Source organism: Burkholderia sp. AU31624, assembly GCF_020420065.1.
GTDB lineage: Bacteria > Pseudomonadota > Gammaproteobacteria > Burkholderiales > Burkholderiaceae > Burkholderia.
The window spans coordinates 68,809-94,834 of record NZ_JAIZRT010000002.1 but is presented as its reverse complement, the minus strand read 5'-3'; the positions used below and the strand labels follow the sequence as shown (position 1 = coordinate 94,834).

At 66.9% G+C, this 26,026-nt stretch carries 18 protein-coding genes; 13 read left to right on the top strand and 5 right to left on the bottom strand.

All coding sequences use genetic code 11. The annotated features are described in order from the left end of the window. Positions 1-179 precede the first annotated feature (179 nt). From LGM89_RS05600 to LGM89_RS05540, 13 genes are all read left to right on the top strand, one after another. Positions 180-1,196 (top strand): 1-aminocyclopropane-1-carboxylate deaminase, encoded by a 1,017-nt coding sequence (locus LGM89_RS05600; protein ID WP_089497881.1) that lies wholly within the window; start codon positions 180-182, stop codon positions 1,194-1,196. A gap of 477 nt (positions 1,197-1,673) precedes the next feature. After that, positions 1,674-3,317 (top strand): ShlB/FhaC/HecB family hemolysin secretion/activation protein, encoded by a 1,644-nt coding sequence (locus LGM89_RS05595; protein ID WP_226272527.1) that lies wholly within the window; start codon positions 1,674-1,676, stop codon positions 3,315-3,317. 168 nt (positions 3,318-3,485) lie between these two features. Beyond that, positions 3,486-6,428, top strand: coding sequence for a GLUG motif-containing protein (locus LGM89_RS05590; RefSeq protein WP_226272526.1), 2,943 nt, complete (start codon positions 3,486-3,488; stop codon positions 6,426-6,428). Positions 6,429-6,682: 254 nt separating this feature from the next. Continuing rightward, on the top strand, positions 6,683-9,694 hold the full coding sequence (locus tag LGM89_RS05585; RefSeq protein ID WP_226272525.1) for a GLUG motif-containing protein: 3,012 nt from the start codon (positions 6,683-6,685) through the stop codon (positions 9,692-9,694). A gap of 962 nt (positions 9,695-10,656) precedes the next feature. Continuing rightward, positions 10,657-12,069 carry an undecaprenyl-phosphate glucose phosphotransferase gene (locus LGM89_RS05580; RefSeq protein ID WP_226272524.1) on the top strand — a complete coding sequence of 471 codons (1,413 nt, stop codon included), beginning with the start codon at positions 10,657-10,659 and terminating at the stop codon, positions 12,067-12,069. Between the two features lie 52 nt (positions 12,070-12,121). Continuing rightward, a complete protein-coding gene (locus tag LGM89_RS05575) occupies positions 12,122-13,291 on the top strand; it encodes a polysaccharide biosynthesis/export family protein (protein ID WP_226272523.1) in 1,170 nt (389 codons plus the stop codon). Further along, positions 13,288-13,767, top strand: a complete 480-nt coding sequence (locus LGM89_RS05570; RefSeq protein WP_226272522.1) for a low molecular weight protein-tyrosine-phosphatase — start codon at positions 13,288-13,290, stop codon at positions 13,765-13,767. The genes LGM89_RS05575 and LGM89_RS05570 overlap by 4 nt, the downstream gene beginning before the upstream one ends. Then, positions 13,764-16,058, top strand: a complete 2,295-nt coding sequence (locus LGM89_RS05565; protein WP_226272521.1) for a polysaccharide biosynthesis tyrosine autokinase — start codon at positions 13,764-13,766, stop codon at positions 16,056-16,058. Before LGM89_RS05570 ends, LGM89_RS05565 begins: the two co-directional genes overlap by 4 nt. Beyond that, positions 16,055-17,302 carry a glycosyltransferase family 4 protein gene (locus tag LGM89_RS05560; protein ID WP_226272520.1) on the top strand — a complete coding sequence of 416 codons (1,248 nt, stop codon included), beginning with the start codon at positions 16,055-16,057 and terminating at the stop codon, positions 17,300-17,302. The genes LGM89_RS05565 and LGM89_RS05560 overlap by 4 nt, the downstream gene beginning before the upstream one ends. Further along, on the top strand, positions 17,299-18,531 hold the full coding sequence (locus tag LGM89_RS05555; RefSeq protein WP_226272519.1) for a polysaccharide pyruvyl transferase family protein: 1,233 nt from the start codon (positions 17,299-17,301) through the stop codon (positions 18,529-18,531). The genes LGM89_RS05560 and LGM89_RS05555 overlap by 4 nt, the downstream gene beginning before the upstream one ends. Beyond that, positions 18,525-19,817 carry a polysaccharide biosynthesis protein gene (locus tag LGM89_RS05550; protein ID WP_226272518.1) on the top strand — a complete coding sequence of 431 codons (1,293 nt, stop codon included), beginning with the start codon at positions 18,525-18,527 and terminating at the stop codon, positions 19,815-19,817. The genes LGM89_RS05555 and LGM89_RS05550 overlap by 7 nt, the downstream gene beginning before the upstream one ends. Continuing rightward, positions 19,807-20,853: a hypothetical protein gene (locus tag LGM89_RS05545; RefSeq protein ID WP_226272517.1), complete on the top strand. Its 1,047-nt coding sequence runs from the start codon at positions 19,807-19,809 to the stop codon at positions 20,851-20,853. Before LGM89_RS05550 ends, LGM89_RS05545 begins: the two co-directional genes overlap by 11 nt. 108 nt (positions 20,854-20,961) lie before the next feature. After that, positions 20,962-22,017, top strand: a complete 1,056-nt coding sequence (locus LGM89_RS05540; RefSeq protein ID WP_226272516.1) for an acyltransferase family protein — start codon at positions 20,962-20,964, stop codon at positions 22,015-22,017. A 282-nt stretch (positions 22,018-22,299) separates the two neighbouring features. Here LGM89_RS05540 and LGM89_RS05535 read toward each other — a convergent pair whose 3' ends face one another. The 5 genes from LGM89_RS05535 to LGM89_RS05515 all read right to left on the bottom strand — a co-directional run bounded on the left by LGM89_RS05535 (position 22,300) and on the right by LGM89_RS05515 (position 26,020). Then, positions 22,300-22,998, bottom strand: coding sequence for a hypothetical protein (locus tag LGM89_RS05535; protein ID WP_226272515.1), 699 nt, complete (start codon positions 22,996-22,998; stop codon positions 22,300-22,302). 192 nt (positions 22,999-23,190) lie between these two features. Beyond that, a complete protein-coding gene (locus LGM89_RS05530; RefSeq protein WP_226272514.1) occupies positions 23,191-23,742 on the bottom strand; it encodes a hypothetical protein in 552 nt (183 codons plus the stop codon). Between the two features lie 8 nt (positions 23,743-23,750). After that, positions 23,751-24,758 carry a hypothetical protein gene (locus tag LGM89_RS05525; RefSeq protein WP_226272513.1) on the bottom strand — a complete coding sequence of 336 codons (1,008 nt, stop codon included), beginning with the start codon at positions 24,756-24,758 and terminating at the stop codon, positions 23,751-23,753. Between the two features lie 99 nt (positions 24,759-24,857). After that, complete coding sequence (locus LGM89_RS05520) at positions 24,858-25,334, bottom strand: hypothetical protein (RefSeq protein ID WP_226272512.1); 477 nt, start codon at positions 25,332-25,334, stop codon at positions 24,858-24,860. Next, positions 25,334-26,020: a pilus assembly protein gene (locus tag LGM89_RS05515; RefSeq protein ID WP_226272511.1), complete on the bottom strand. Its 687-nt coding sequence runs from the start codon at positions 26,018-26,020 to the stop codon at positions 25,334-25,336. The genes LGM89_RS05520 and LGM89_RS05515 overlap by 1 nt, the downstream gene beginning before the upstream one ends. Positions 26,021-26,026: the final 6 nt, after the last annotated feature.

Below are 26,026 nucleotides of genomic sequence, written 5' to 3'. Positions count from 1 at the left end.
AACGAATCAAAATTTCTTATTACGTTCTCGTATCGTCGATAACGTAGGCCACTGCAATTGATTTCGCAAGCTCATTTCTCGCGCTTCTGCCTATCATTTTTCTGGTCGAAACACGGCCTCCCGGCCGCGCCCGAACGATTCCGTTTCCCGACCTGTCCACCGCTTTCCGGAGCCCGCCGATGAACCTGCAACGTTTCCCCCGTTATCCGCTCACGTTCGGCCCGACGCCGATCCAGCCGCTCAAGCGCCTGAGCGAGCACCTCGGCGGCAAGGTCGAGCTGTATGCGAAGCGCGAGGACTGCAACAGCGGCCTCGCGTTCGGTGGCAACAAGACGCGCAAGCTCGAATACCTCGTCCCCGACGCGCTCGCACAAGGCGCGGATACGCTCGTGTCGATCGGCGGCGTGCAGTCGAACCAGACCCGCCAGGTCGCGGCCGTCGCCGCGCATCTCGGGATGAAATGCGTGCTCGTGCAGGAACACTGGGTCAACTACGAAGATCCGGTGTACGACCGCGTCGGCAACATCCAGCTGTCGCGCATGATGGGCGCGGACGTGCGGCTCGTGTCCGACGGCTTCGACATCGGCATTCGCCGCAGCTGGGAAGAAGCGATGGAGAGCGTGCGGCAGGCGGGCGGCAAGCCCTACCCGATTCCGGCCGGTTGCTCCGAGCATCCGCTCGGCGGGCTCGGCTTCGTCGGTTTCGCGGAAGAAGTGCGTGCGCAGGAGGCGCAACTCGGCTTCAAGTTCGACTACATCGTCGTGTGCTCGGTCACGGGCAGCACGCAGGCGGGGATGGTCGTCGGCTTCGCGGCCGACGGTCGCGCCGACCGCGTGATCGGGATCGATGCGTCGGCCACGCCCGAGCGCACACACGAGCAGATCACGCGCATCGCGCGGCACACCGCCGAACTCGTCGATCTCGGCCGGCCGATCACTGAAGCGGACGTGGTGCTCGACACGCGCTACGCCGGCCCCGAATACGGGCTGCCGAACGACGGCACGCTCGACGCGATTCGCCTGTGTGCGCGGCTCGAAGGCATGCTGACCGATCCGGTCTACGAAGGGAAGTCGATGCACGGGATGATCGACAAGGTACGGCTTGGCGAATTCGAACCGGGGTCGAAGGTGCTGTATGCGCATCTCGGCGGCGTGCCGGCTTTGAGCGCATATAGCGAGATTTTCCGGAACGGGTGACACCGTCGCGATGACCCGCCGGCACGACAGGCGATGCCTGTCCGCCGCCGGTCGGCAGCTTGCGAACCATCCGGCCCGCTCGCCGGACCACCAGGACGTGTGCGCACGCCGGTCGTCCTCATGCCGGACGCCGGCACCCGGTTTTCCCGCATCGGCACATTCCGATCAGAAAAATCCGACAAGACAGATCACTTATCCACGACCACTCGTACTTGTTCAATATTCAACCGTGAACGCGTTTCGTACCATCAGCCGGCCTCCTGATTAACCGGTTCGACCATCGACGTGCCGGGGCAGGTGTCCACACGCTCGAGGTCAGAAATTCGGTCCATTCGCTGTTTCTCCTGCCTGTCTGCCGGCCGCGATTCGGCTCGCCAGGCGATCCCCCCACCCGGCGGCAAACCGGCGGCCGCTCGCCGTGCCAGCGCCGTACCCGGCTCCGACCCCCCACTTCGTTCCGTCCTGCGTTGTGCGTGCATGCTTGGCATCGCGCTGTCGCAATCCGGTCTCGCGCACGCACAAGTGCCGAATGCCGGGCAGTCGCTGCGCGACGTTGAAACCGTCCGTCCGGCGCTCCCTGCCCCTGCATCGCCCGATATCGCGATGCCACCGTCGAGCAACGCTGCCGCGCCGGCCGTGCCGTCGGATGCGGAAGCCGGCTCGCGCGTGTCCGTTCGCGCATTCCACATCGAAGGCAACCAGGTTCTCGACACGGCGCGGTTGCAGGCACTGCTCGCCGATCTCGTCGGCCGCGATCTCGGCTTCGACGAACTTCGTTCCGCGGCCGACCGGATAACCGTCGCGTACCGCGAACGCGGCTATGTATTCGCGCGCGCCTACCTGCCGCAACAGGATATCGAAGACGGCGTCGTGCGCATCGCGATCGTCGAGGGTCGCTACGGCAGGATCGAACTTCGCAACGACTCGCGCGTGCTCGACGGCGTGCTGCGCCAGCCGCTCCGCACGCTGCGGCCCGGCGACGTCGTGCGCGGCGCCGATCTCGAACGCAGCCTCACGCTGCTCGATGAACTGCCGGGCGTCACGGCCAGCGGCACGCTGCGCGCGGGCGAGACACCCGGCACCACCGACCTGATCGTCGACGCGGCGCGTGCGCCGTTCGCCACCGGCTCGCTCGAACTCGACAACTACGGCGATCCGGTCACGGGCCGCTACCGCGCCACCGGGGCCGTCACCGTCAACTCGCCACTGCGGCTCGGCGATCAATTCTCGCTACGCGGCCTCACCAGCAATACGAACCAGCAGTACTACCGCGCGATGTACCAGGTGCCGGTCGGCCCCGCGTCCACACGGATCGGCGCCGCCTTTTCCGACATGGGCTACCGGCTCGGCAAGGAGATGCGCGCGCTCGGCTATCACGGCCGCGCGAGCGTGCGCAGCGCGTTCGTCACGCAGCCGCTGCTGCGCAGCCGGCGCGCGAGCGCCAGCGCGCAGGTCCTCTACGAGAACAAGCACCTGCGCGACGACTACGGCGTGTTCGACCTCGTCAGCGACAAGCGCGTCGACCTGTGGTCGTTTTCCGTCACCGGCAACAGCAATGACGACCGGTTCGGAGGCGGCCGCAACGCGTTCTCGGCCACGCTCGGCCTCGGCCGGATGAGCAGCAACGATCCGCTCGGCATGAACCGGTTCTCGCACACGCAAGGCAGTTTCGCGAAGCTCAACGTGAATGCGATGCGGCTGCAGGCGCTCGGCTCGCGGCTGCAGTTCTACACGCAATTCAGCGCGCAGCTCGCGTCGCGCAATCTCGACTCGTCGGAAAAATTCAGCCTCGGCGGCCCGTACGGCGTGCGCGCCTACGCGCTCGGCGCGGGCAGCGGCGACCAGGGCTGGCAGGCCAGCGCCGAGCTGCGCTATCTCGCCACGCCGGGCTGGCAGGTCAGCACCTTCGTCGACACGGGCCGGATGCAGATCAACAAGCAGCCGTGGGTGCGCAACGAGCTCAACACGCTGCAACTGTCCGGCACGGGTGTCGGCGCGAGCTGGTACGGCGCCAACCGGCAGATCAGCATCACCGCCGCATGGCCGCTCGGCAACGCGGACCGCTCGCAGAGGGTCACGCGCGCGCCGAGTGTCTGGCTGCAGGCCGCGCAGTATTTCTAAGGAACCGAGCAACCGGGGCGGCCTCAAGTCGGCCGAACCGCACCGGCGGGCAGCCCCGCTGCCCGCATTCCGAAGGGGCGAATCCATCCGCTCCATCCGTTTCGCTTCGTCGCGCACACGCGCTGCGTCGTGCCGGCGAAGCGAACCAACCCTGAGGAAACAACAACGATGAACAAGACCTATGCATTGGTATGGAACGGCGCCCAGCGATGCTGGACCGCGGTCGGGGAAACCGCGCGCCGGCGCGGCAAGGCGAGCGGCGGCAAGCGCGCCGCCGTCACCGCCGTCTCGCTGCTCGGCTTCGCCGCGCTGCCCGCGTTCGCACTGCCCACCGGTGAAGCGATCACGTCCGGCAACGCCGACATCCTGCGCACCGACGACGGCCGCACGATGAACATCAATCAGCAAACCGACAAGCTCGTCACGAACTGGCAGGACTTTAGCGTCGGCGGCGGCGAACGCGTCAACTTCCACCAGCCCACCGCGCAATCGATCGCGCTCAACCGCGTGATCGGCGGCAACGGCAGCCAGATCGACGGCCAGATCTCCGCCAACGGCCGCGTGTTCCTCGTGAACCCGAACGGCGTGCTGTTCGGCTCGGGTGCACAGGTCAACGTCGGCGGCCTCGTCGCCTCCACGCAGAACCTGTCGGATGCCGACTTCCTCGCCGGCAACTACCGCTTCTCCGGATCCTCGACGCAAGCCGTCACCAACGACGGCACGATCACCGCCGCCGACGGCGGCAGCGTCGCGCTGCTCGGCGCGCGCGTCGCCAACAACGGCACGATCCAGGCGAAACTCGGTAGCGTCGCGCTCGGCGCCGGCAACGCGTTCACGGTGAACTTCGACGGCAGCGGCCTGCTGAACCTGCAGGTCGACGGCGGCGCGGTCGATGCGCAGGCGTCCAACGGCGGCCTGCTGAAGGCCGACGGCGGCGCGGTGCTGATGACCGCCCGCGCGGCCGACAACCTGCTCGGCGCCGTGGTCAACAACACCGGCACGATCGAGGCGCGCGGCCTCAGCACGCGCGGCGGCAAGATCACGCTCGACGGCGGCACCGTGAACGTCGGCGGCAAGCTCGACGCGAGCACGGCCGACGCCGGTACGCCGGCCGGCTCGATCACGACGCGCGGCGAACGCGTGAACGTCGCGAACGACACGCAGGTCGATACGCGTGCAGGCGACACGGCCGGCACGTGGGCGATCGAAGCCGCCAACGCGGGCGTGAACGGGGCGAATGTCAACGGTCAGGCAATCGACGCGGACACGCTGTCGCGCAACCTCGGCACGACGAACGTCGCGCTCGCGAACACGAAGGGCGACCTGACGGTCGGCGGCCCGATCGCGTGGACGAACGACAACGCACTGACGCTCACGTCGCAGAAGGGCAACGTCGACCTGAATCAAACGCTGTCGGCCACCGGGGCGAACGCGAGCCTGTCCGTCAACGCCACAGACCGGATTCGCGTGAACGATGCGGTAAAGCTCTCGGGCCGCAACGCGCATCTCGAGCTGAATTCGACCAACGGCCACACGCTGGCGAACGACACCGGCGTCGTCACGCTGTCGGGCGACAACGCGTCGTACAGCTCGAACGGCGAAGGCTACAAGGTACTGCACACGCTTGCCGACCTGCGCAACGTCGACGCGGACCTGAACGGCCGCTACGTGCTCGGCAACGGCATCGACGGCGCAAACGCCGGTTTCACCAGCATCGGCGGCAGCAACAACGCGTTCGCCGGCACGTTCGACGGCCTCGGCAACACCATCCGCCGCCTGACCATCAGCAATCCCCGCAGCGACGTGGTCGGACTGTTCGGGTGGAACTTTGGGACGATCGGCAACCTGAGACTCGACTCGCTCGCCGTCAGCAGCGTATCGACGTACTACAACGCGATGATCGGCGGGCTCGTCGGCGCCAACTTCATGGGCCGGATCCACGACGTCTCGGCCACGAACGTGAACGTCGTCCACAACGGCGCGGGCCTCGGCTGGGTCGGCGGCATCGTCGGCCGGAATGTCTCCGGCACGATCGACAACGCCCGCTTCAGCGGGAAGCTCGACGGCACCCGCGACACGATGAACATCGGCGGTATCGCCGGCAGCAGCGAAGGCGCGCGCGCGACGATCACGAATAGCCGCGCCGACGCCGACATCAAGATTGCCCGCGCCAAAGATCTTGCCCAGCACATCCAGAGTGCCGGCACGCTGGTCGGCCTGAACACCGGCACCATCGAGAATTCATCCGGCAGTGGCCGCATCGCAGCCGGCGACGGCATGAACGTCGGCGGGCTCGTCGGCTTGAACGACGACGGCACGCTGCGCAACGTGTCGGCGGCCGCAACCGTCACCGCTGGCAAGGGCAGCCAGGTTGGCGGGCTCGTCGGCAAGGCCGTCGGCGGCACGATCGAGCATGCGTCGGCGAGCGGTACGGTCAACGCGACGCAAGCCGCGGCAGCCGGCGGCCTCGTCGGCCTCAACGAGCACGGCAGGATCGCCAACGCGTCGTCGTCCAACACCGTCCAGGCCGGCACGTCGGCCTACGCAGGCGGGCTCGTCGGCTTCAACTCAGGTGTCCTGTCGAAGGTCTCGGCAAGCGGTCAGGTCATCGCGAACGGCCCGGGCTCCGTCGGCGGCCTCGTCGGCCGTCACACCGGCTCGATCGAGAACGCGTCGGCCGACGTCGACGTCTCGGCAGGGCGGGATGCCAACGCAGGCGGCCTGGTCGGCACGAACGGCGGCGGCGTAATCCGCAACGCATCGGCCAAGGGCAGCGTCAAGGCCCTTCGTGCCAACGTCGGCGGCTTGGTCGGTGTCAACGAGAAAGGCGGGCTGATCGAGAGCGCCAACGCATCCGGCGTCATCGGCGGCGCTGGTTCGACTCTTGGCGGCCTCGTCGCGATCAATGACGGGGCAATCCGCTCGTCCGAGTCGCATACGACGCTCGATGCCAATGCATCGACCAACCCCGGCTTCCGCGGCGGGCTGGTCGGATTCAATAGCGGCTCGATCGAATCGAGTGCCACCTTCGGCCCCGCGAAGCAATTCAACACCGTCGGCTTCAACGTCGGCCTCATCGACGGCCAACACCGCCCGGGCCAGATCAGGTAAGTCGCACCGGCCAGCGTCGGCTTCCCGCACGGCGCTACCGGTACGAGCAGCCGCATCGCGACCGTGCGATGCGGCTGCCGGGGAGCAGGCAAAGCCCGCTCCCACCAGATTCGCTTCGCCCTATGTCTCGCCGCCTCGCCGCTTTGAACCCCGGCGCAGGCGGCCGACTCGTCCCGCCCCCCGTCGCGGATTCCGCGTCGGGTCCGGGAACATTTCCCGCTGAAGATCAGCGCAACCCTGAGGAAACAACAACGATGAACAAGACCTACGCATTGGTATGGAACGGCGCCCAGCGATGCTGGACCGCGGCCGGGGAAACCGCGCGCCGGCGCGGCAAGGCGAGCGGCGGCAAGCGCGCCGCCGTCACCGCCGTCTCGCTGCTCGGCTTCGCCGCGCTGCCCGCGTTCGCACTGCCCACCGGCGAGGCGATCACGTCCGGCAACGCCGACATCCTGCGCACCGACGACGGCCGCACGATGAACATCAACCAGCACACCGACAAGCTCGTCACGAACTGGCAGGACTTCAGCGTCGCCGGCGGCGAGCGCGTCAACTTTTCGCAACCCACCTCGCAATCGATCGCGCTCAACCGCGTGATCGGCGGCAACGGCAGCCAGATCGACGGCCAGATCTCCGCCAACGGTCGCGTGTTCCTCGTCAACCCCAACGGCGTGCTGTTCGGCTCGGGTGCGCAGGTCAACGTCGGCGGCCTCGTCGCCTCCACGCAGAACCTGTCGGATGCCGATTTCCTCGCCGACAACTACCGCTTCTCCGGTGCCTCGACGCAAGCCGTCACCAACGACGGCACGATCACCGCGGCCGACGGCGGCAGCGTCGCGCTGCTCGGTGCGCGCGTCGCCAACAACGGCGTGATCCAGGCGAAACTCGGCAGCGTCGCGCTCGGCGCCGGCAACGCGTTCACGGTGAACTTCGACGGCAGCGGCCTGCTGAACCTGCAGGTCGACGGCGGCGCGGTCGATGCGCAGGCGTCCAACGGCGGCCTGCTGAAAGCCGACGGCGGCGCGGTGCTGATGACCGCCCGTGCGGCCGACAACCTGCTCGGCGCCGTGATCAACAACACCGGCACGATCGAGGCGCGCGGCCTCAGCACGCGCGGCGGCAAGATCACGCTCGACGGCGGCACCGTGAACGTCGGCGGCAAGCTCGACGCGAGCACGGCCGACGCCGGCGCAGCGGCCGGCTCGGTCACGACGCGCGGCGAACGCGTGAACGTCGCGAACGACGCGCAGGTCGATACGCGTGCAGGCGACACGGCCGGCACGTGGGCGATCGAAGCCGCCAACGCGGGCGTGAATGGGGCGAATGTCAACGGTCAGGCAATCGACGCGGACACGCTGTCGCGCAACCTCGGCGCGACGAACGTCGCGCTGACGAACACGAAGGGCGACCTGACGGTCGGCGGCCCGGTCGCGTGGACGAACGACAACGCACTGACGCTCACGTCGCAGAAGGGCAACGTCGACCTGAATCAAACGCTGTCGGCCACCGGCGCGAATGCGAGCCTGCTCGTCAACGCCGCGAACCGGATTCGCGTGAACGACGCGGTAAAGCTCACCGGCCACAACGCACATCTCGAGCTGAATTCGACCAACGGCCACACGCTGGCGAACGACACCGGCGTCGTCACGCTGTCGGGCGACAACGCGTCGTACAGCTCGAACGGCGAAGGCTACAAGGTACTGCACACGCTTGCCGACCTGCGCAACGTCGACGCGGACCTGAACGGCCGCTACGTGCTCGGCAACGGCATCGACGGCGCGAACGCCGGCTTCAACAGCATCGGCGGCGGCACGACGTTCGCCGGCACGTTCGACGGCCTCGGCAACACCGTCCGCCGCCTGACCATCAGCAATCCCGGCAACGACCGGGCCGGCCTGTTCGCGGCGAACAAGGGATCGATCGGCAACCTGACGCTCGATTCGCTCACCGTCAGCAGCGCGTCGACCTCCCCCAACGCATTCATGGGCGGGCTGGTCGGCATCAACTACGGCGGCCGGATCCACGACGTCGCGGCCACGAACATGAGCGTCGTCCACAACGGCAAGGGCATCGGCATACTCGGCGGGATCGTCGGCAAGAATAACGACGGCACGATCGACAACGCCCGCTTCAGCGGGCGACTCGACGGCACCCGCGACACGTTCAGCATCGGCGGGATCACCGGCAGAAACGAAGGCGCACGCGCGACGATCAGGAACAGCCGCGCCGATGCCGACATCAAGATTGCCCGGTCCTACCGCCTCCCCACGTATGCGCAGAGCGCGGGCACGCTGGCCGGCCTGAACACCGGCACCATCGAGAATTCGTCCGGTAGCGGCCGCATCGCGGCCGGCGAAGGCATGCACGTCGGCGGGCTCGTCGGCCTGAACGACCGCGGCACGCTGCTCAACGTGTCGGCGAAAGTGGCCGTCTCGGCGGGCAAGGACAGCCATGTGGGCGGGCTCGTCGGCAAGGCCCTCGGCGGCACGATCGAGAACGCCTCCGCCAACGGCACGGTCAACACGATGCATGCCGCGACAACCGGTGGCCTCGTCGGCCTGAACGAACGCGGCCGGATCGCCAACGCATCGTCCGACGTCAAGATCGATGCATTCGGCGGCGGCCCGGTGGGCGGCCTGGTCGGTCGCAACGACCGCGGTGCCATCGAGAACGCAAGCGCAACTGGCGACGTGCAAGCCTACGTGGCGGCGCCCGTGGGCGGGCTGGTCGGCAGCAATACGGGCACGATCGAGAATGCGGCCGCCAGCGGCAACGTGATCGCCGGCACCCGCTCGGACGTGGGCGGGCTCGTCGGAACCAACACAGGCACGATCACGCGCGCATCGGCCAGCGGCAACGTCACGGCCGGCAGGGAATCGAACGCGGGCGGGCTCGTCGGCCTGAACGACTTCAACGGCGTGATCCGTCAATCGTCGTCGTCCGGCAGCGTCACCGCGGACCTTTCGTGGGTCGGCGGCTTGGTCGGCGCCAACGTCAACCTGATCGAAAACAGCAAGTCGACGGGTTCGATCGACGGCGTGAATTCGGATCTCGGTGGCCTGGTGGCGCTGAACATGGGCACCATCCGGTCGTCGGAGTCGAGCACCCGGATCGGCAGCCGTCCGTTGCCGGTACCGCTCCTCCGCGGCAGCCTGGTCGCGCTGAACTTCGGGAGCATCGAGTCGAGCACGGTGTCGGGTCCGTCGGCGGGCATGCAGATCGTCGGCGAAAACTGGGGTACGGTTGACGGCAAGACCGGCTGGTAATCGAGCAGTAATCGGTTGACCCCATCGGGCGGCGAGGTGGCCGGCAGGCCATCCTTGCCGCCCGTGTGCGTTTGGAGGTGGAAGGGTTCACCCCGTCTTCGTGCGTTTCATGGCATGCGAATCGATTGGTATTTCGGGATGTTCCGGAAGGGTCGAGGCTCCTCCGGCGGAACGATGCCTGCCCGGCACGGATGCACCGTGCCTCCGCCGAACCCGGCAAACCCGGAGCATCGTCAGTCGTGCAATCCCGTCACGGTACGAATGAAACGGCCGAATACGCGGCGATACCGCCATGGGGGCGTTACGCAGCCCGTGATCACCGCTTCGGAATAGGCATCCATCCGGCCGCAGTGGTGCGAGAGCTTGCCGGGATGGCACGTATCGCCTGGCATCGAGAAACGCGACGAAGCGCCGCGTCGCGAGACGCCAGCCGATATTGCGCGCTACGCCCGGATCACCGTGGCTGCTGCGCCCTCTACGCGTCCTCCGACCTGTACACCACTTCTTCGACTGCCGCAAACCCTCCCTTCTTCGCCAGCCGCTCTCAGCTCGTTGCGAATCGTTCGCGTCGACGACCCGACATTGCGCGTCTTTCTAAAGACAAGTCCGACTCTGTCAATCGCCCATTCGGACGTGAATCCGACTGATTCGTACACGTACTAATCCATTTCCACGGCAATTAGTAGGCGTTCTATTTAAATCAGGCCCCTGCTTCCCGAAAATTGACCCTGTCGAGTCGGCCGCAACGTTTCGCAAGCATTCGTCCTTCATCGCGCGAGGCTCGGATCGCACCGTTGCAGCGCATCCGGTCGACCGGCACCCCAGGCAGCGCCTCCTTCCCCGATGGCATTTCCCATGCAGTGGAAACAGCGGCCGCGCTCCGCTACGGCCGAGCGTGCGGTTTCGCGTCGCGATCGGAACGACGGGCGTCCCTTTAAATCAGAACGGCAGCAGAAGGGTATATGGATATGTCATTCGAACCACGGCACGCGCACGCAGCGCGTACCGCCGGCGGCCTGATCGCGCGCATTGCTGACGTCGCCCTGATCTCGTCCGGCGCGCTGGCCGCCGCGCTCGTATTGCCTGGCACGGACGTCGATCGGTCGTCCGAACTGGCCGCCGTCGCCTGCGCGGCGACCTTTGCGCTGATGCTGTTTCCCGCATTCCGCCTCTATCACGCGCCGGCCCATACCCCCAAGCACCGCACCGCGCTGCTGACCGCGTTCGCGTGGCTGGCCGCGCAGGCCGGCGCGGCGCTCGTGATGCGGGTGCTCGCGCCGACCCTGGCCATTGCGCTGCCCTGGTACCTGCTCTGGACGGCGATGAGCGGCATCGCACTTGTCGCATCGCGCGTCGTCGCCGGCACGACCCTAGAACGGATCGGCCGCCCGCAGGAAAGCGAGCGCCTCGTCGCGATCGTCGGCACCGGCGCCCATCGCGACGCCGTCCTCGACCGCATTGCCAGCGCGCCGTCGGCCGGATTCCGCACGGCCGCGATGTTCGACATCGCCAGCGCCAACCCGACGAGCCCCGACGGCATGCCGCGCTTTTGCGATCTCGATACGTTCGCCCGGCATGTCCGCACGCACGCGATTCCCGAAGTCTGGCTCGCGCTGCCGATCGGCGAGGCGCGCATCGTGATGGCCGTGCTCGACGCGTTCCGCGACGATCTCGTCAACATCCGCTTCATGCCCGACGTCAGCAAGCTCGCGATGTTCGACGGCGAGATGATCGACCTTGTCGGCGCACCGGCGATCAACCTGGTCGCGTCGCCGCTGTCGTCGCGCGCGCTGCTGCACAAGGCGATCTTCGATCGCGTGTTCGCGGCCACCGTCCTCGTCGGCCTGGCGCCGCTGCTGCTCGCGATCGCGGCGGCGGTCCGGCTGTCGTCGAGCGGCCCCGTGCTGTTCCGCCAGCAGCGCAAGGGCGCGGACGGCCAGGCATTCACGATCTTCAAGTTCCGCACGATGCGGCTGCACGACGCGGGCAGCGAAGTGCACCAGGCGACGCGCGACGATCCGCGCATCACACGGATCGGTGCGTTCCTGCGCCGCACGAGCCTCGACGAGCTGCCGCAGTTCCTCAACGTGCTGCGCGGCGAGATGTCGGTCGTCGGCCCGCGCCCGCACGCGCTCGAACACGACGACCTCTACCGGAAGATCGTCGACGGCTACATCCACCGCTACCGCGTCAAGCCCGGCATCACCGGATGGGCGCAGATCAACGGCCTGCGCGGCGAAACCGACCGCGTCGAAAAAATGCAGCGCCGCGTCGAAGCCGATCTTCATTACCTGCGCAACTGGTCGTTCGCCCTCGACATGCGCATCGTCCTGGCCACCGCCCTGCGCGGCTGGGCCCACCGCAACGCGTACTGATACGCACGCGGCACCGCCACCGCGCGTCGCCGCATCACGATAAGGATGACTGATGAAATCCGCCATGATCGAGCGGGCCGGAACCGCACGTCCCTACCGCGTGCGCACGCTGCTCGCCGCAGCGGTCAGCGTCGCGCTGTCGGCCTGCGCATTCGCGCCCGGCATGCAGATGAGCGCACCGCCCGCCGCCACCGACGGCCAGTTTGCCGGACACGTGAACGCCAGCGCGAGTGCCCTGCCGTTCCGTATCACGACGATCGACGCCAGCCTGATCCGCCAGCTCGACGCACAGGCCGCGCAGCAGCCGAACCTGCCGTCCGGCCCGCTGGCAGCCACGCCCGGCGCTTACCGCCTCGGCGCCGGCGACGTGCTGCAGATCACCGTCTGGGATCACCCCGAACTCGCTGCCGCGCAAGGCGCCGCGCAGCAGAACGCACCGCGCACGGCCGACCCGGTTGCCGGCTTCGTCGTCGATCCGCACGGCAACCTGGCGTTCCCGTTTGCCGGCAGCGTGCCGGTCGCGGGTCTCACGGCCGATGCCGCGCAGGCGCGCCTCGCCGCCGCGCTGTCGCGTGTCTATCGCAATCCGCAAGTGACGCTGCGTGTCGCGTCGTTCCGCTCGCAACAGGTGTATATCGACGGCGAAGTCCGCACGCCCGGTGCGCAACCCGTCAACGACGTGCCGATGACGCTCTACGAAGCGCTCGGCCGCGCGGGCGGGCTCGGCACGGGCGCCGACCAGAGCCGCATGACGCTGGTGCGCGACGGCGTGTCCTACCCGCTCGACCTGACGCGCATGCTGCGCGACGGCCGCAATCCGGCCGACGTCGTGCTGGCGGCCGGCGACCTGCTGCACGTACCGGCGCGCAGCGACTACGGCGTGTACGTGATGGGCGAGGTGAACAAGCCGTCGCTCGCGGTGCCGCTGCGCGACGGCCGGCTGACGCTGTCCGACGCGCTGTCGCAGGCCGGCAGCGTGAACGCCAATACCGCCGACGCCGCGCAGATGTTCGTGATCCGCGGCTCGCAGACGGGCGACCCGCAGGTGTTCCACCTCGACGCGCGCTCGCCGGTGTCGATGGTGCTCGCCAACGAGTTCGCGCTGCAGCCGAAGGACATCGTCTACGTCGACGGCAACGGCCTGGTGCGCTTCAGCCGCGTGCTGAGCCTGCTGCTGCCCGGCGTCAACACCAGCGCCACCGCGGCGCTCGCCGTCAAATGAGCGCCATCGCCACGCTGCTCGTCGTGTGCGTCGGCAACGTCTGCCGCAGCCCGATGGCGCAGGCGCTGCTCGGCGCGCGCCTGCCCGGCGTCGACGTGCGGTCGGCCGGCATCGGCGCGCTCGACGGCCAGCCGGCCGACCCGCACGCCATCGACCTGATGCGCGAGCGCGGCCTCGACCTCGCCGCGCACCGCGCGCGCCAGGTGTCGTCGCGGCACGTCACGCGCGCCGACCTGATCCTGACGATGGACCTCGAGCAGAAGCGCTGGCTCGAGCGCCGCCACCCGTTCCTGTGCGGCCGCGTGTTCCGCCTCGGCGCCGCCGCGCATGGCTTCGACATCCCCGACCCCTATCTCGGCCCGCGCGCGTCGTTCGAACACAGCCTGCAGCTCATCGAGCGCGGTGTCGACGCGTGGTGCGCGCGCATCGCGCCGGCCGCTTCCTCCCCCACCCCGCTTTCTGGACCGAATCGATGACCTCACCCGTTTCCCGCGAACGATCGCACGATCGCGGCGCCGAGCTCGACCTTCCCGGCGTCGTCGACGTGCTCGCCGCCCAGCGCTGGCTGATCGCGCTCGCTACCGCCGCCTGCGTCGGCGCCGGCACGCTGTACGCGTTCCTCGCCCCGCCGCAATACCAGGCCGACATCCTGCTCCAGGTCGAGGACAGCGGCGACACGTCCGCCGCGAAAAGCATGCTCGGCGACGTGTCGTCGCTGTTCGACATCAAGTCGAGCGCCGCGGCCGAAGCGCAGATTCTCGCGTCGCGGCTCGTCGTCACGCGCGCCGTCGACGAGCTGCGCAGCTACATCGTCGCGCAGCCGAAGCGTTTTCCGCTGGTCGGCGATTTCGTGTCGCGCTTCAACACCGGCCTCGCGCACCCCGGCCTCCTCGGTTTCGGCGGCTATGCATGGGGCGAGGAAGCGATCGTGGCCGCCCGCTTCGACGTCCCCCGGGCACTCGAAGGCGAGCGCTTCGAACTGACGCGGCTCGACGACCAGCGCTACCGGCTGACCGGATCCGCGCTGCCGTCGGCCGTCACCGGCCACATCGGGCGCCTGGAAATGTTCCCGACCGCGAGCGGCCCGATCGCACTCGATATCGCGCACATCGACGCGAATCCGTCCACCCGCTTCTCGCTCGTGCGCGAATCGCGCGCCGAGACGATCGACGCGCTGCGGCGCGGCCTCGACGTGCAGGAGAAGATCAAGCAATCGGGCGTGATCGTCGCGACGCTGCGCGGCCCCGACCCGCAACGGATCCAGTCGCAGCTTCAGGCAGTCGCGAGCCATTACGTGCGCCAGCACATCGAGCGCAAGTCCGCCGACGCGGCGCAATCGCTCGCGTTCCTCAACGCGCAGCTGCCGGTGCTCAAGCGCCAGCTGCAGGACGCGGAACAGCGCTACACTGACATGCGCAACGCGAACGGCACGATCGACCTGACCGAGGAAGCGAAGCTGATCCTGCAGCAGACCGCCGACGCGACCACGCGCCGCCTCGAACTGCAGCAAAAGCGCGACGAAATGGCCACGCGCTTCGCGCCGGGCCACCCCGACATGGTCGCGCTCGACGCGCAGATCGCCACGCTCGGCCGCGAGCAACGCGGCTTCGAGCATCAGGTGCGACGGCTGCCCGACCTGCAGCAGGACGCCGTACGGCTGATGCTCGACGTGAAGGTCGACACCGATCTCTACACGGCGCTGCTCGCGAACACGCAGCAGCTCGAACTGGTCAAGGCCGGCAAGACCGGCAGCGTGCGGCTCGTCGATACGGCGATCGTGCCGGAGGACCCGGTGCGGCCGAGGCGGCCCGTCGTGATTGCGGCGGCCGCGCTGATCGGGCTCGCGCTCGGCATCGCGCTCGCCTTCGCGCGCGACTTCCTGTTCGGCGGCGTCCGTCACGCAGACGAGATCGAGCGGCATCTCGACATCGACGTCTACGCGACGATTCCGGACTCGGCGGCCCAGCGGCAAATAGCGCGGCGCATCGCGCAGCACGCACCGGGGCCCAACCTGCTGAGCGCGCGGCACCCGCACGATCCGGCCGTGGAAAGCCTGCGGAGCCTGCGCACGGCGCTGCGCTTCGCGATGCAGGGCGCGCGCAACAACGTGCTGCTGCTGACCGGTCCCGCGCCGGGCGCGGGCAAGTCGTTCGTCGCGGCCAACTTCGCGGCGCTGCTCGCGGCCAACGGCGAGCGCGTGCTGCTCGTCGACGGTGACTTGCGCAAGGGGCATCTGCACGAATCGCTCGGCGTCCCGCGCGAGCGCGGCTTCGCCGAGCTGCTGTCGGGCACGGCCGCGCCGGTCGACGTGATCCACCGCGACGTGGTGCCGTGCCTCGATTTCATCCCGACGGGCGCCGTGCCCGCGCATCCTTCCGAACTGCTTGCCGACGAACGCGTCGCCGCACTGCTCGACGCGCTGTCCGCCGGCTACGACACCGTCGTGATCGACGCCGCGCCGATTCTCGCGGTGACCGACGCGGTCACGCTCGGCCATCACGCCGGCACCGTGCTGCTTACGGCGCGTGCCGCGACGACACGCGTTGCCGAGCTGGACGAAGCGATGCGGCGCCTCGCGCACAACGGTGTCGCCACGAGCGGCGTGCTGCTCAACGGCGTCGATCCTCACGTCGGCCGATACGGTTCGCGCTACGGCGCCTATCGCTATACGCAGTACCGTTACGCGCCGTCGCGTTGCGGACTGGCATCGTCGGTCGGCAGAAGGCTGCGCGCGCTCGTGTCCCGCCGTCGAGGAGCGCCGCGATGAGCGATTCCCGTCACCTCGAACGCGTCACGATACGCGATGCCGCGCCGGCGGGCACGCCCGCCACGACCGAAATGCGCGCCGGCCACGCGCCGGCCCGTGCGGGACGCCTGCGGATCGCGCTCATCGTCGAAGCCGCGGGCGGCGGCGTGGCCGTCCATCTCGCCGACCTGATCGACGGACTGAGCGCAACCGACGGCATCGAACTGCACCTGATCGTGCCGCACGGCCCACGTTTCGACGCAACGATCCTCGATGCACGCGTGCTGTCCCGCTGCGCGAGCGTGCAGGCGGTGCCGATGCGGCGCGCGGTTGGCTGGCGCGACGCGCTCGCGGTCGCCCATGTCTATCGCCACCTGCTGCGCATCCGCCCCGACATCGTGCACAGCCACAGCTCGAAAGCCGGCGCGATTGCACGCCTGTGCGTCGGGCCGTGGTGGCAGGTATACACGCCGCATGCGGTCTATACGCTGAACCCGACGCTGGGCAACCGCCAGCGCCGTTTCTACGGAACCATCGAGCATCTGCTCGGCCGCCTGTGCACGCACCGGATCGTCGCCGTGTCGTACGACGAGGCCCGACATCTGAACGAAGCGCTCGGCATTCCGGCCGCGCGGATCAAGACGATCGTCAATGGCGTCCGATCGCCCGCGCTGATACCGCGCGAAGCGGCAAGGCGCGCGCTCGGCATCGCACGCGATGCATGCGTCGTCGGTTTCGTCGGGCGCTTCGATCATCAGAAGGGCATCGACCGTCTCGTGCGGATCGCGCGCGGCGTGTATCGCCAATGCGGCCGCACCGTGCAGATCGTCGCGATCGGCTCGGGCGACTTCATCACGGCGGCCGGCAACGAGGCCGACGATCTGCCGCCGAATCTTCACGTCGTCGGCCGCGTGAACCATGCGAGCCGCTATTTCTCCGCGTTCGACCTGTTCGCGTTGCCGAGCCGCTACGAAGGCTTTCCCTACGTATGCCTCGAAGCGATGGCGGCCTGCGTGCCGATCGTCGCCACGCAGGTGTCCGGCGCGACCGAGCTGATCGCCACGCATGACATCGGCGTCGTGGTGCCGAACGAAGACGACACGACGCGTTTCGCCCGCGCGGTCGTCGCGCTCGCGAACGATCCAGCTACACGCGACGCGATGCGTGCGAACTGCGTGGCGGCCTTCGAGCACTTCTCGGCCGAAACCATGGTCGCACACACGCTCGACCTCTATCACACCCTTTCCGGACGAGGCCCGGCATGACTGCTCCCATTCACGTCGCGCTGCTGCACGCCTACAGCGCCCGCAATTCCGGTGACGGCCTGCTGGTCGACCTGTCTGTCGGCCTGCTCCGTGAAGCCTTCGGCGATGCCGTCCGCGTGTCGATCGTCGCGGCCGATCCGGCTTCGTTTCCGTCTTACGACGACGTATGCGGGGCACCCGTGCTCGCTGAACGCGGCAAGAGCCGGCTCGTCGGCGCCGCTGCTGCCGCACTGCCCGTTCGCATGAACCGCAGGTTGAACGCACTGCGCGGCCTGCTCGACGAAGCCGACCTGATCGTCGGTGTGGGCGGCGGCTATCTGCGCGCACGGACGGCCATCGAAGCGCTCAAGCTCGAAGCCGGCCACCTGCTGCAAATGCGGGCCGCGCGCGCTTCCGGCAAGCCCGCCGTCTATCTGCCGCAAAGCATCGGCCCGGTGCTGTCCTCGCGCGCGGTCGGCATGCATCTTCAATCGCTGCTCGGCGCGTTCGATACGGTATTCGTGCGTGACGACCGATCCGCCGCCTTTCTCGCCGCGAATCCGAACGCGCGGCGCGCGCCCGATCTCGCGGTGCTCGACTTCGGGCATCGCAGCGAGTCCATCCTTCGGCATGCCGCGCCGACGGGCGACACCGCCCGCCACGTCGCGTTCGTGCTGCGCCGCGCGCCGGCCTGGAGCGCGAAGCGACGCGCGCACTATGACGCGTCGATCGCGCGGCTGATCGAGCAGGTGCGCGCGACGTGCCGGGTCAGCTTTGCGGTGCAAAGCACCGGGCGTGGCAACGACGATCCCGCGTACTACCGCAGTCTCGGCATTCGGGAACCGCTGACGCCGCTCAAGACGCTCCTCGAAACCGACCGGCCGGACATCACGGTGTCGGTCCGCCTGCATGGCGCGATGGAGTCGATCCTGCATGGCGTACCCGCGTTCCACGTCAGCTACGAGCGCAAGGGCTTCGGCGCGTATGCGGACATGAAGCTCGGCGACTGGGTCGTCAACGGTGCGGATTTCGATCCGGCGCAGGTCTGCCGGACGATCCTCGCCCCCGGCGCTACCCAGGCGTTCTGGAACGCCGCGCAGGGCGGCTTTACGCGCATCCGTGCCGCACGCGCACGCGTGATCGACACGCTGCGCGCCGCCCGTCGTGCCGATTCCGGCTCCGACGTCGAAACGAATGCCGGAGCCGACGTAAAAGCGACAGCAGCCGTCGACGAGGTCACGCCATGCTGACGCGCCTGCTCCTGCGCGGCCTGGCGCTCGCCCTGAAATTCGCGCTCGCAATCATCGTCGCACGCACGCTCGGCTTCGACGCGGTCGCCGCATACGGGCTCGCGGTCGCCGCAACCGTGATCGCATCGAAACTGCTCGGCCTCGGCTTCAGCCCCGAACTCAACCGGCGGCTCAGCGAAGCTGATCCGTCGCCAGCGTTCGGCGCAATGCACACCCTTTGCCTCGCGTACGGCGGGCTCTACCTGCTGCTCATTGCGACGCTCGCCATTGCGACGAGCAACGGCGACGCCGGCCTGCTCGCCCGCTTCGGCCTGTCGACGCGGCTCGCGTGGTGCGTGCTGCTCGTTGCGCTGTCCGAGCATGCGGCATTCGAGGCGAACGGCTGGCTGTTCTCGCTGCATCGACCGCGCGCCGGCTCGCTGCTGCTGTTCGTCCGCACGGGCGCATGGGCCGGCCTCGCGTGCGCGGGGCTGCTCGTCGGTGCGCTGCATTCGATCGAGGCCGTCGTGGCCCTGTGGTTCGCGGCCAATACGTGCGTCGTCGCGCTTTCCTGGTGGCGTATCCGCGCGGTTGCACGCCACGCGCACGGCAGCCCGCAGGCAGCTCGCGCATCGGCCGCGCGCGAGCGCGGTGTGCTGTCGGTCTGGTGGCACGGGTTGCCGTTCTACGTGGCCGGCATCGTCCTCGCGTCGTTGCAGTACGCGGAGCGTTTCATCGGCGGCGGCCAGCTGGACGCCGATGCACTCGGCCGGTACGTGTTCGCGTGGTCGATCGCCAACGCGATCCAGGCACTCGCTTTCTCGACCGTCGTCGTGACGGCCGGCCCGCGCTTCGTGCGCGTGCTGTCCGACGCGCCGCACACCTTCCCCCGGCTTGCCGTGCGCGCGACGATGGCCAGCGTGGCCGTCACCTCGATCGCGGCGGCGGCGGTCCTTGTACTGCATCGCGACCTGCTCGCGCTCGCGCACGAGCCGGCGGCCACCGGCGAGTTCGCCCTGTTCGCGACACTGCTCGTGTCGTTCGTGCTGCGCGGCGCGGCAGACGTGCTGTGGACGGCCGCGATCGCGCTGCGCACCGGCTGCGCCGTGATGGTGTCGATGATCGCGCTCGCGCTGTCGTACCTGCCGCTGGCGTGGAGCCTGATCGTTCACGCTGGCGCGATGGGCGCGGCCATCGCGCACCTGGCGGCAAGCGCCGGCATCGTCGTCACGCTGGCACTGATCGTCGCGCGCACCGGCCGGTCGCGCATGGACGCAAGCATGGAGGCTGCCCCGCATGCTGCGTAACCTGATTGCCGGTGGGCCGGCACTGAGCCGAGGCGTCACGCGCGCGGTCGGCGCGATGATCGTGTTCGTCTACTGGATCGTCTACGCGAAGGCCGGCACGTTCCTGCCCGAGTTCGTGTTCCGCGACGCGGAGAAGATCCAGAGCCAGATCGGCGGCGGGAGCACTTACGAGGGCACGTCGTTCGATGCGGTCGCGAAGTTCTATGCACTGCTCGGCCCCACGGGCACGTCGCTGTTCGTTGCCGCGATCGGTACGGCGTTCATCTGGCGGATCGTCGGCGAAGGCCGCCGCGTCGGGTCGCTAGCCGCGACCGTCGTGCTGCTGGCGCCGTGCGTGTTCTTCAACCTGTTCGTCGCCAGCAAGGACACGCTCGTCGTGCTGATCGCGCTCGTGCTGTCCGGCACCATGCGGCGCCGCTCGAGCGCGTGGACCTTCGTGGCCGTCGTTGCGCTCTACGCCGGCTACGCGGCCGTCGTGCGCGGCTACTTCGCATTGATTCTCGCGATCGCGCTGGCCGCGTTCCTGTTCCGGCACGTGTCATGGCGCGGCAAGACGTTGCTGATCGGCGCGGGTGCGATCACGCTGTTCCTGCTGCCGCCGGACGTGTACTACCTGCTCCAGCATCCTCGCGACATGGCAGCCGACTATCTCGCCTACGGTTCGCCGTTCGGCGCGCGCACGAGTTTCTACAACCCGGTCGTGCCCGATTCGTTCATCTCCTTTTGCGCGAACTATGCGTATGCGGCGCTGCGGTTGAATCTGCCGCTGCTGTTCGATGTGGGCCCCAAGGAATTCGCGATGCAGCTGTTCGTGTGGATCGCGCTGGCCGCCGTGTGGCGTCGTGCTCGGCATCGTACGAATCCGGCCCGTGATCTGCTTGCCTGCGTCGTCATCGGTCACGTCGCCATATCGATGCTGTTCGAACCCGATCTCGGCAGCTATACACGCCACCTGTCGAGCGTCGCCTTGCTGTGCGCGCTTCAGTTCGCGGGATTCGATGCGCGTGCCGGTCGACGCCGGCCATCGCACGGTTAAACGACGAGCGGCACGCAGCAATCACACGCTGCCGCCACGCGGCCCCCCGCCCGCCCGCCTGCCTGCCTGCCTGCCTGCCTCACAACGACATCACCCGCTGAACCAGCCATGCAAACGCTCCCGCTTCATTCCGGCATCTTCCGCAACCTCCAGTGCGCACGCGCCTTCGCGGCGCTCGCCGTCGTCGGCTATCACATGGGCGTGCTTCCGTTCGGACAAGCCGGTGTCGACGTCTTCTTCGTGATCAGCGGCTTCATCATGTCCGTCGTCACGCCGCGCGAGGGGCGCGACTTCCTGCGCAAGCGCCTGATCCGGATCGTGCCGCTCTACTGGCTGACCACGCTGGGCGTGTTCGCGATCGCGGTCGTGAAGCCTCAATGGCTGAATTCGACGACGGCCGGCGCCGACTATCTCGTCAAGTCGCTGCTGTTCGTGCCGTACGTGAAGGAAAACGGCCATTGGGGGCCGCTGAACCTCAACGGCTGGACGCTCGAATACGAGATGCTGTTCTATCTCGTCATCGCGGGGGCGATGTGGCTCGTCAGCGTTCGTCATGCAACGGCGTTCGCGGCGCTCGCGCTTGCGCTGTTCTGCGCGTACGTGGCTGCCGGCGGCCCGGCAAGCGAAGTCATCGCTCATCTCGGCCAGCCGTTCGTGCTCGAATTCGGGCTCGGTGTGCTGGCCTGCCGTCTGCTCGAAAGCGGTATCGCCGGGCGTCTGCCTCGCTTCGCGTGGCTTGCGGCGGCCGCTGCGGCGTTAGCGGCGATACCGCTCGCGGCCGTCCTGAACGGTACGCCGACCGGCTTTGAACGTGTGTTGTGGTGGGGCGTGCCGGCTTGCGTACTGATCGTCACCGCGGTCGCGCTCGACCTGCGAGGATGGTCAATCGGGAACACGACCCTCGCCCGGCTCGGCGATGCGAGCTATTCGATCTATTTGCTGCATCCGTATGTGATCGGCGCTGCGAACAAGATCGTCGGAGTACGTCTCGATGCCGGCACGTGGTTGGGCACAACGGCTGCGCTCGCAACGCTGGCGGCCGTCTGCGTATGCGGCTATGCCTGTCATGCATGGATCGAACAGCCGATGCTTGCTGCCTTGAAGCGCTGGCTGTCGCGGAAGCACCGTGCGTCGGCGGACTCGTCGGGATCAACAACGGTGTGACTGACCATCCGTAACGTACAGGCTGCGTCATCGCCAACGGCTATTTCGCGAAAATTCGACGGGATCAGCGAGTCGTCCTTGGGCGATTACGGCCAGAAATACGACGCTCGCCGGTGTCGACTAACGGGCGCTGCGTGACCATCGCGCAAGCGGAAGCAGCGGCGCGCTGATTGGCAGCGGTCCGAGCGTACTGATCTAAACGAGAAATAGAAAAAGGCCGGCGTCACGCAACGCGACGCCGGCCTCCGTATTTGAGCCGCTCAAGATATCGCGGTGCTTCGATCAACGAGGATCAACTTCGATCGCACTCGCATTCATCGAAGCCGCACCACCCCGGCAAGCCTGCTGCTCCGGAATCTCGACGACACGCCCTTGCAGCGTTTGCGGCACACCCGGATACACATTGAACGGATCCGTGACCTTCCCGTCCACCTTGGCTCCGTTCACCGCATAACGCACGGTGCCCGTCGCAGTCAGCCGCGCACCGTGCGCATCGCACTCGACGGACAATTTCGCCCTCTCGCTCCCCGGCATCTGCCGGACCAGCGTGCTGAACCCCATGTTGATGACGATCGTCCCTGCGGTCTTCTGCTCCCCCTGCGTCATCACCTTGATCGAGGGATGGACGTCCAGCCGGTACACCGTCTCGTTCTGAACCGCCTGCAACGGCTTCACGACGATGTTCTTGGTCTGCCCGGGTGCGAGGCTCAGCTTGAACGGAAACGCAATCAGCGTCGGCTGCGCCTCTTCACCGACCGGTTCGCGCTTCTCGTCCTTCAGCGGCACGCCGGGGTTGAGCAAGCGCGACAATGAAATGGTCACGTACTCGGGACGATCACCGTTGTTGATGATCTGCACGTTGGTCGTGCCCGAGTCGAGCACGATTTCCTTCGGAAACACATCGATTGTCGCAGCGGCAAGGCCGGGAACGAATCCGGCGAGCGTTAGCGCCATCGGGAGAATGAATGCATGCAATCTCATGTTCGGGTCCTGGTGAGCCGGCCCGCTGGGAACGCAGGTCGGGACTGCCCTCTTGCGTACGATGTCATCCGCCCGGACAGCACGCACGGAGGACGTCGACGACAATCGGAAACTGGAAACGAAAAGAACACCGCCCGCAACACGGCGGGCGGTCACAAACTGGATCGCCTCCGGCATCGGAGGCCGCCTTCGCTACTTTTGCTTCGGCACGCGCGGTTCGAAAACCAGCGACAGTTCGCCCGTGTAGGTGCCCGCCGTGCTCTTGAAATCGCCTTCGGGCGGAAACGCAGAAACCGCGAGACTGTAATAGCCGTCGGAATCGACATTTGGCGATGGCGGCGCCGGGTTGTCGAACTCGATCGCCTGCCCGACGACCATCGGTTTCGGCTCCCCACCTTCGGCACCGATGCTGACGGCCGTCTTCCGGAACGCGAGCGTCGGTTTGGCCTGATTCCGGATATTGAGCGGCTGATCCATGCGGACCTGGAACGTGCCCGTCGTCGACACCACGTGCAACCGCGCCTCGACCTCATAGGCCGTCTCCCAACCGCCCAGCTGCCGCATCGTCAGGCCCTGCGGAAACCAGGTGCCCTTTTCATCGGTGATGATCAGGTTGTTCTGGCGCACGACCTTGGCCGTGACCTGGCTCGTCGTCTTCCCGTTGATCAATATGACTTGTGCCGACGCGAAAATCGGCAAGCACGCCAGCGCCGCCAGCAATCCGTTCAGAATGATTTTCCACATGTTGCCTCCTACGACTTCGTGACGACCGTGAACGACAACACATCGCTGTAGTTGCCGGCACCGGCGCCTTGGCCCACCGTGGTCCTGAACGTCGGCACGAAACAGGTACGATTGCCCTTGTTCAACTTCACCGATTTTTCTGCCTTATTGGGCAGCAGGAACGATGCGGTGCCACTGTCCAGCGTCAGGTCATACGACACAGTCTCCGATGGCTTGCTGCTATTCGCGAGCAGATATCGATCACCCGAAACGCCGTTCTTGCTCGTCGCGTCGATCACGAAGTTACGGTAACTATCGACACCTGTGTACGTGAAGCAGAGTTGCTGCGCCGTACCGCTGAGCGTCTTCTCGCCGTCGCCTGGCGGCAATTCACCCAGATTCCAGTCCGGCGCAGCCACGGCAATCTCGATAGCGGGCGGCGGCTTCGGCGGCGGTACTTCAGGATCGATCACCGTGCATGTGCTGGCGCCGCTCATTTTGCTGACATAGACGGCACCGGTGACCTCGCCAACATCGGTGCCATCCGTGAAGTTGCCGGCGCGCACTCCGATGCCGGGCCAATCCTTGATCGCGGAATTGTCGATCATCACCTGAATGTTGGCTGAAAACGCGTCCGGGATAAGCCAGTCAGACGGTATCTCCCCCGCTGTGCGATACCCGTGATACATCACATAAGTCGACTCCGTAAAGTAATAAGTGTGTTTCTTGCCATTAAGCATGACATACTTCGCCGCGGCGGAGCTTGGGCGCATTTTCCCGTATTGGTCATACGTGTAAATTACGATGCCGCGAGAACGGAACTTCTGCCACGCCAAGTTCGTCGCATTAGTAGCTCGAAATTTGATAACCAGTTCGATCGTACTGGTTCCATCACCGTTGTTTTTCCATGAGCAATTACCGTAGCTTTCGATCACATCGCGATACACAATTCCAGCAAATGCATTGGAGGAAAGTACGGCCAGAATTACGCCAAATACACAATTTCTCCAATGCCTAACAATTTCGAACTTTTTCATCGATCTCTTCATTCCGATTAGGTCAACACACTGGATGGGTGATTGCTTGCCGCATGCCCTTTCCAAGGTATCAGCGCGTCTCGCTTCGATGCACACTCTCTACCGCGCGTGGGCTGCACGCTGATAAATCACCACGCCATAGCCGACATTGACGAACAACGGGGCCGGTGCGCCTTCACCCTGAGCGGCATCGACGACGATCCGCTCCTTCGGCTTGAACGTGATGCGCCAGATCTGTGTTTCCGAAGGCGCGGCAAGTTCTTTCAGCCCCATCCGATATCTCTGCCCCGGCGCCAACGTCAATCGGGCAGGTGATACCAGCAAGGTCGGATGCGCCACTTCGGCAACGGGCACCAGATGCTCCGGCGAGTCACCCGGATTGGTCAGCAGGTGCTGCTCGACATTCAGATATAGCGGCGTATCGCCCACGTTCTCGGCATACAGCTCGCGCGCCGCTGCTTGCCCGGGCTCCAGCGTCAGCTCCACGCGCGACAGCTTCAGTACGCCGGCGGCCGAGCTACAGGTGCAGGCCAGCGCCGCCAGCAGCCCAAGCACGACGCGCGCTGTGCGCATCATCACGGGCACTCCAGCGTTTGCGGCTTGTCGTCGACACTCAGCGTCATTCGCTTCGTCGCAAAGTACTGGGGGGTACCCGGAAAGACGGCGATCGTTTGTGCCTGCGCCGCCTTGTCAACCTTCACATCGGTAAAGACCTGACGCACGTTGCCCGTGCTCTCGAGCGTCAGCCCGCCGCTCTCGCAACGATGCGTCCAGCCACCGCGCTGCTTGCCCGGGGGCGGCATGTGCCTGACCAGCACGCCATAACCGACCGCCACCGACATCGGCGCGCTGATCTTGTCCTGCGGCTCGTTGTCCACGGTGAGCGACCGGACCGGCACGATATAGAGCCGATACAACTCCTCGTTCGCGGGTTCCGCGAGCGACTTGAGCGTGATCGAGCGAGTTTGGCTCGGCCCGAGCGTGAGCTTGTCGGGGCTGGCCAGCATGCCGGGATGCTGCAGCTCACCCAGATCCTGCTTCTCTTCCGGCGTCTTGCCCGGATTCATCACTTTCTGCACCGAGATCGACAGGTAGAGCGGTGCATCGCCCATGTTCTTCACGGTGACGTTCTGGTCGTGGTTGCTGAATACCTTGGTTGTGGCCGGCATTACCATCAGCTCGCCTTCGGCCTGTGCCGGTTGAGCGACGGCAAACAGCAAACCGCACACGATCGGAAACGCGGTTCGCAAACTCAAATTCATGTCGTC

What these genes read in the sequence shown, in the direction of transcription:
- LGM89_RS05535 (WP_226272515.1), bottom strand. Translation starts at nt 22,998, where the DNA reads ATGAGATTGCATGCATTCATTCTCCCGATGGCGCTAACGCTCGCCGGA.
- LGM89_RS05525 (WP_226272513.1), bottom strand. Translation starts at nt 24,758, where the DNA reads ATGAAAAAGTTCGAAATTGTTAGGCATTGGAGAAATTGTGTATTTGGC.
- LGM89_RS05530 (WP_226272514.1), bottom strand. Translation starts at nt 23,742, where the DNA reads ATGTGGAAAATCATTCTGAACGGATTGCTGGCGGCGCTGGCGTGCTTG.
- LGM89_RS05565 (WP_226272521.1), top strand. Translation starts at nt 13,764, where the DNA reads ATGACCTCACCCGTTTCCCGCGAACGATCGCACGATCGCGGCGCCGAG.
- LGM89_RS05555 (WP_226272519.1), top strand. Translation starts at nt 17,299, where the DNA reads ATGACTGCTCCCATTCACGTCGCGCTGCTGCACGCCTACAGCGCCCGC.
- LGM89_RS05545 (WP_226272517.1), top strand. Translation starts at nt 19,807, where the DNA reads ATGCTGCGTAACCTGATTGCCGGTGGGCCGGCACTGAGCCGAGGCGTC.
- LGM89_RS05590 (WP_226272526.1), top strand. Translation starts at nt 3,486, where the DNA reads ATGAACAAGACCTATGCATTGGTATGGAACGGCGCCCAGCGATGCTGG.
- LGM89_RS05520 (WP_226272512.1), bottom strand. Translation starts at nt 25,334, where the DNA reads ATGATGCGCACAGCGCGCGTCGTGCTTGGGCTGCTGGCGGCGCTGGCC.
- LGM89_RS05550 (WP_226272518.1), top strand. Translation starts at nt 18,525, where the DNA reads ATGCTGACGCGCCTGCTCCTGCGCGGCCTGGCGCTCGCCCTGAAATTC.
- LGM89_RS05560 (WP_226272520.1), top strand. Translation starts at nt 16,055, where the DNA reads ATGAGCGATTCCCGTCACCTCGAACGCGTCACGATACGCGATGCCGCG.
- LGM89_RS05570 (WP_226272522.1), top strand. Translation starts at nt 13,288, where the DNA reads ATGAGCGCCATCGCCACGCTGCTCGTCGTGTGCGTCGGCAACGTCTGC.
- LGM89_RS05600 (WP_089497881.1), top strand. Translation starts at nt 180, where the DNA reads ATGAACCTGCAACGTTTCCCCCGTTATCCGCTCACGTTCGGCCCGACG.
- LGM89_RS05585 (WP_226272525.1), top strand. Translation starts at nt 6,683, where the DNA reads ATGAACAAGACCTACGCATTGGTATGGAACGGCGCCCAGCGATGCTGG.
- LGM89_RS05575 (WP_226272523.1), top strand. Translation starts at nt 12,122, where the DNA reads ATGAAATCCGCCATGATCGAGCGGGCCGGAACCGCACGTCCCTACCGC.
- LGM89_RS05515 (WP_226272511.1), bottom strand. Translation starts at nt 26,020, where the DNA reads ATGAATTTGAGTTTGCGAACCGCGTTTCCGATCGTGTGCGGTTTGCTG.
- LGM89_RS05540 (WP_226272516.1), top strand. Translation starts at nt 20,962, where the DNA reads ATGCAAACGCTCCCGCTTCATTCCGGCATCTTCCGCAACCTCCAGTGC.
- LGM89_RS05580 (WP_226272524.1), top strand. Translation starts at nt 10,657, where the DNA reads ATGGATATGTCATTCGAACCACGGCACGCGCACGCAGCGCGTACCGCC.
- LGM89_RS05595 (WP_226272527.1), top strand. Translation starts at nt 1,674, where the DNA reads ATGCTTGGCATCGCGCTGTCGCAATCCGGTCTCGCGCACGCACAAGTG.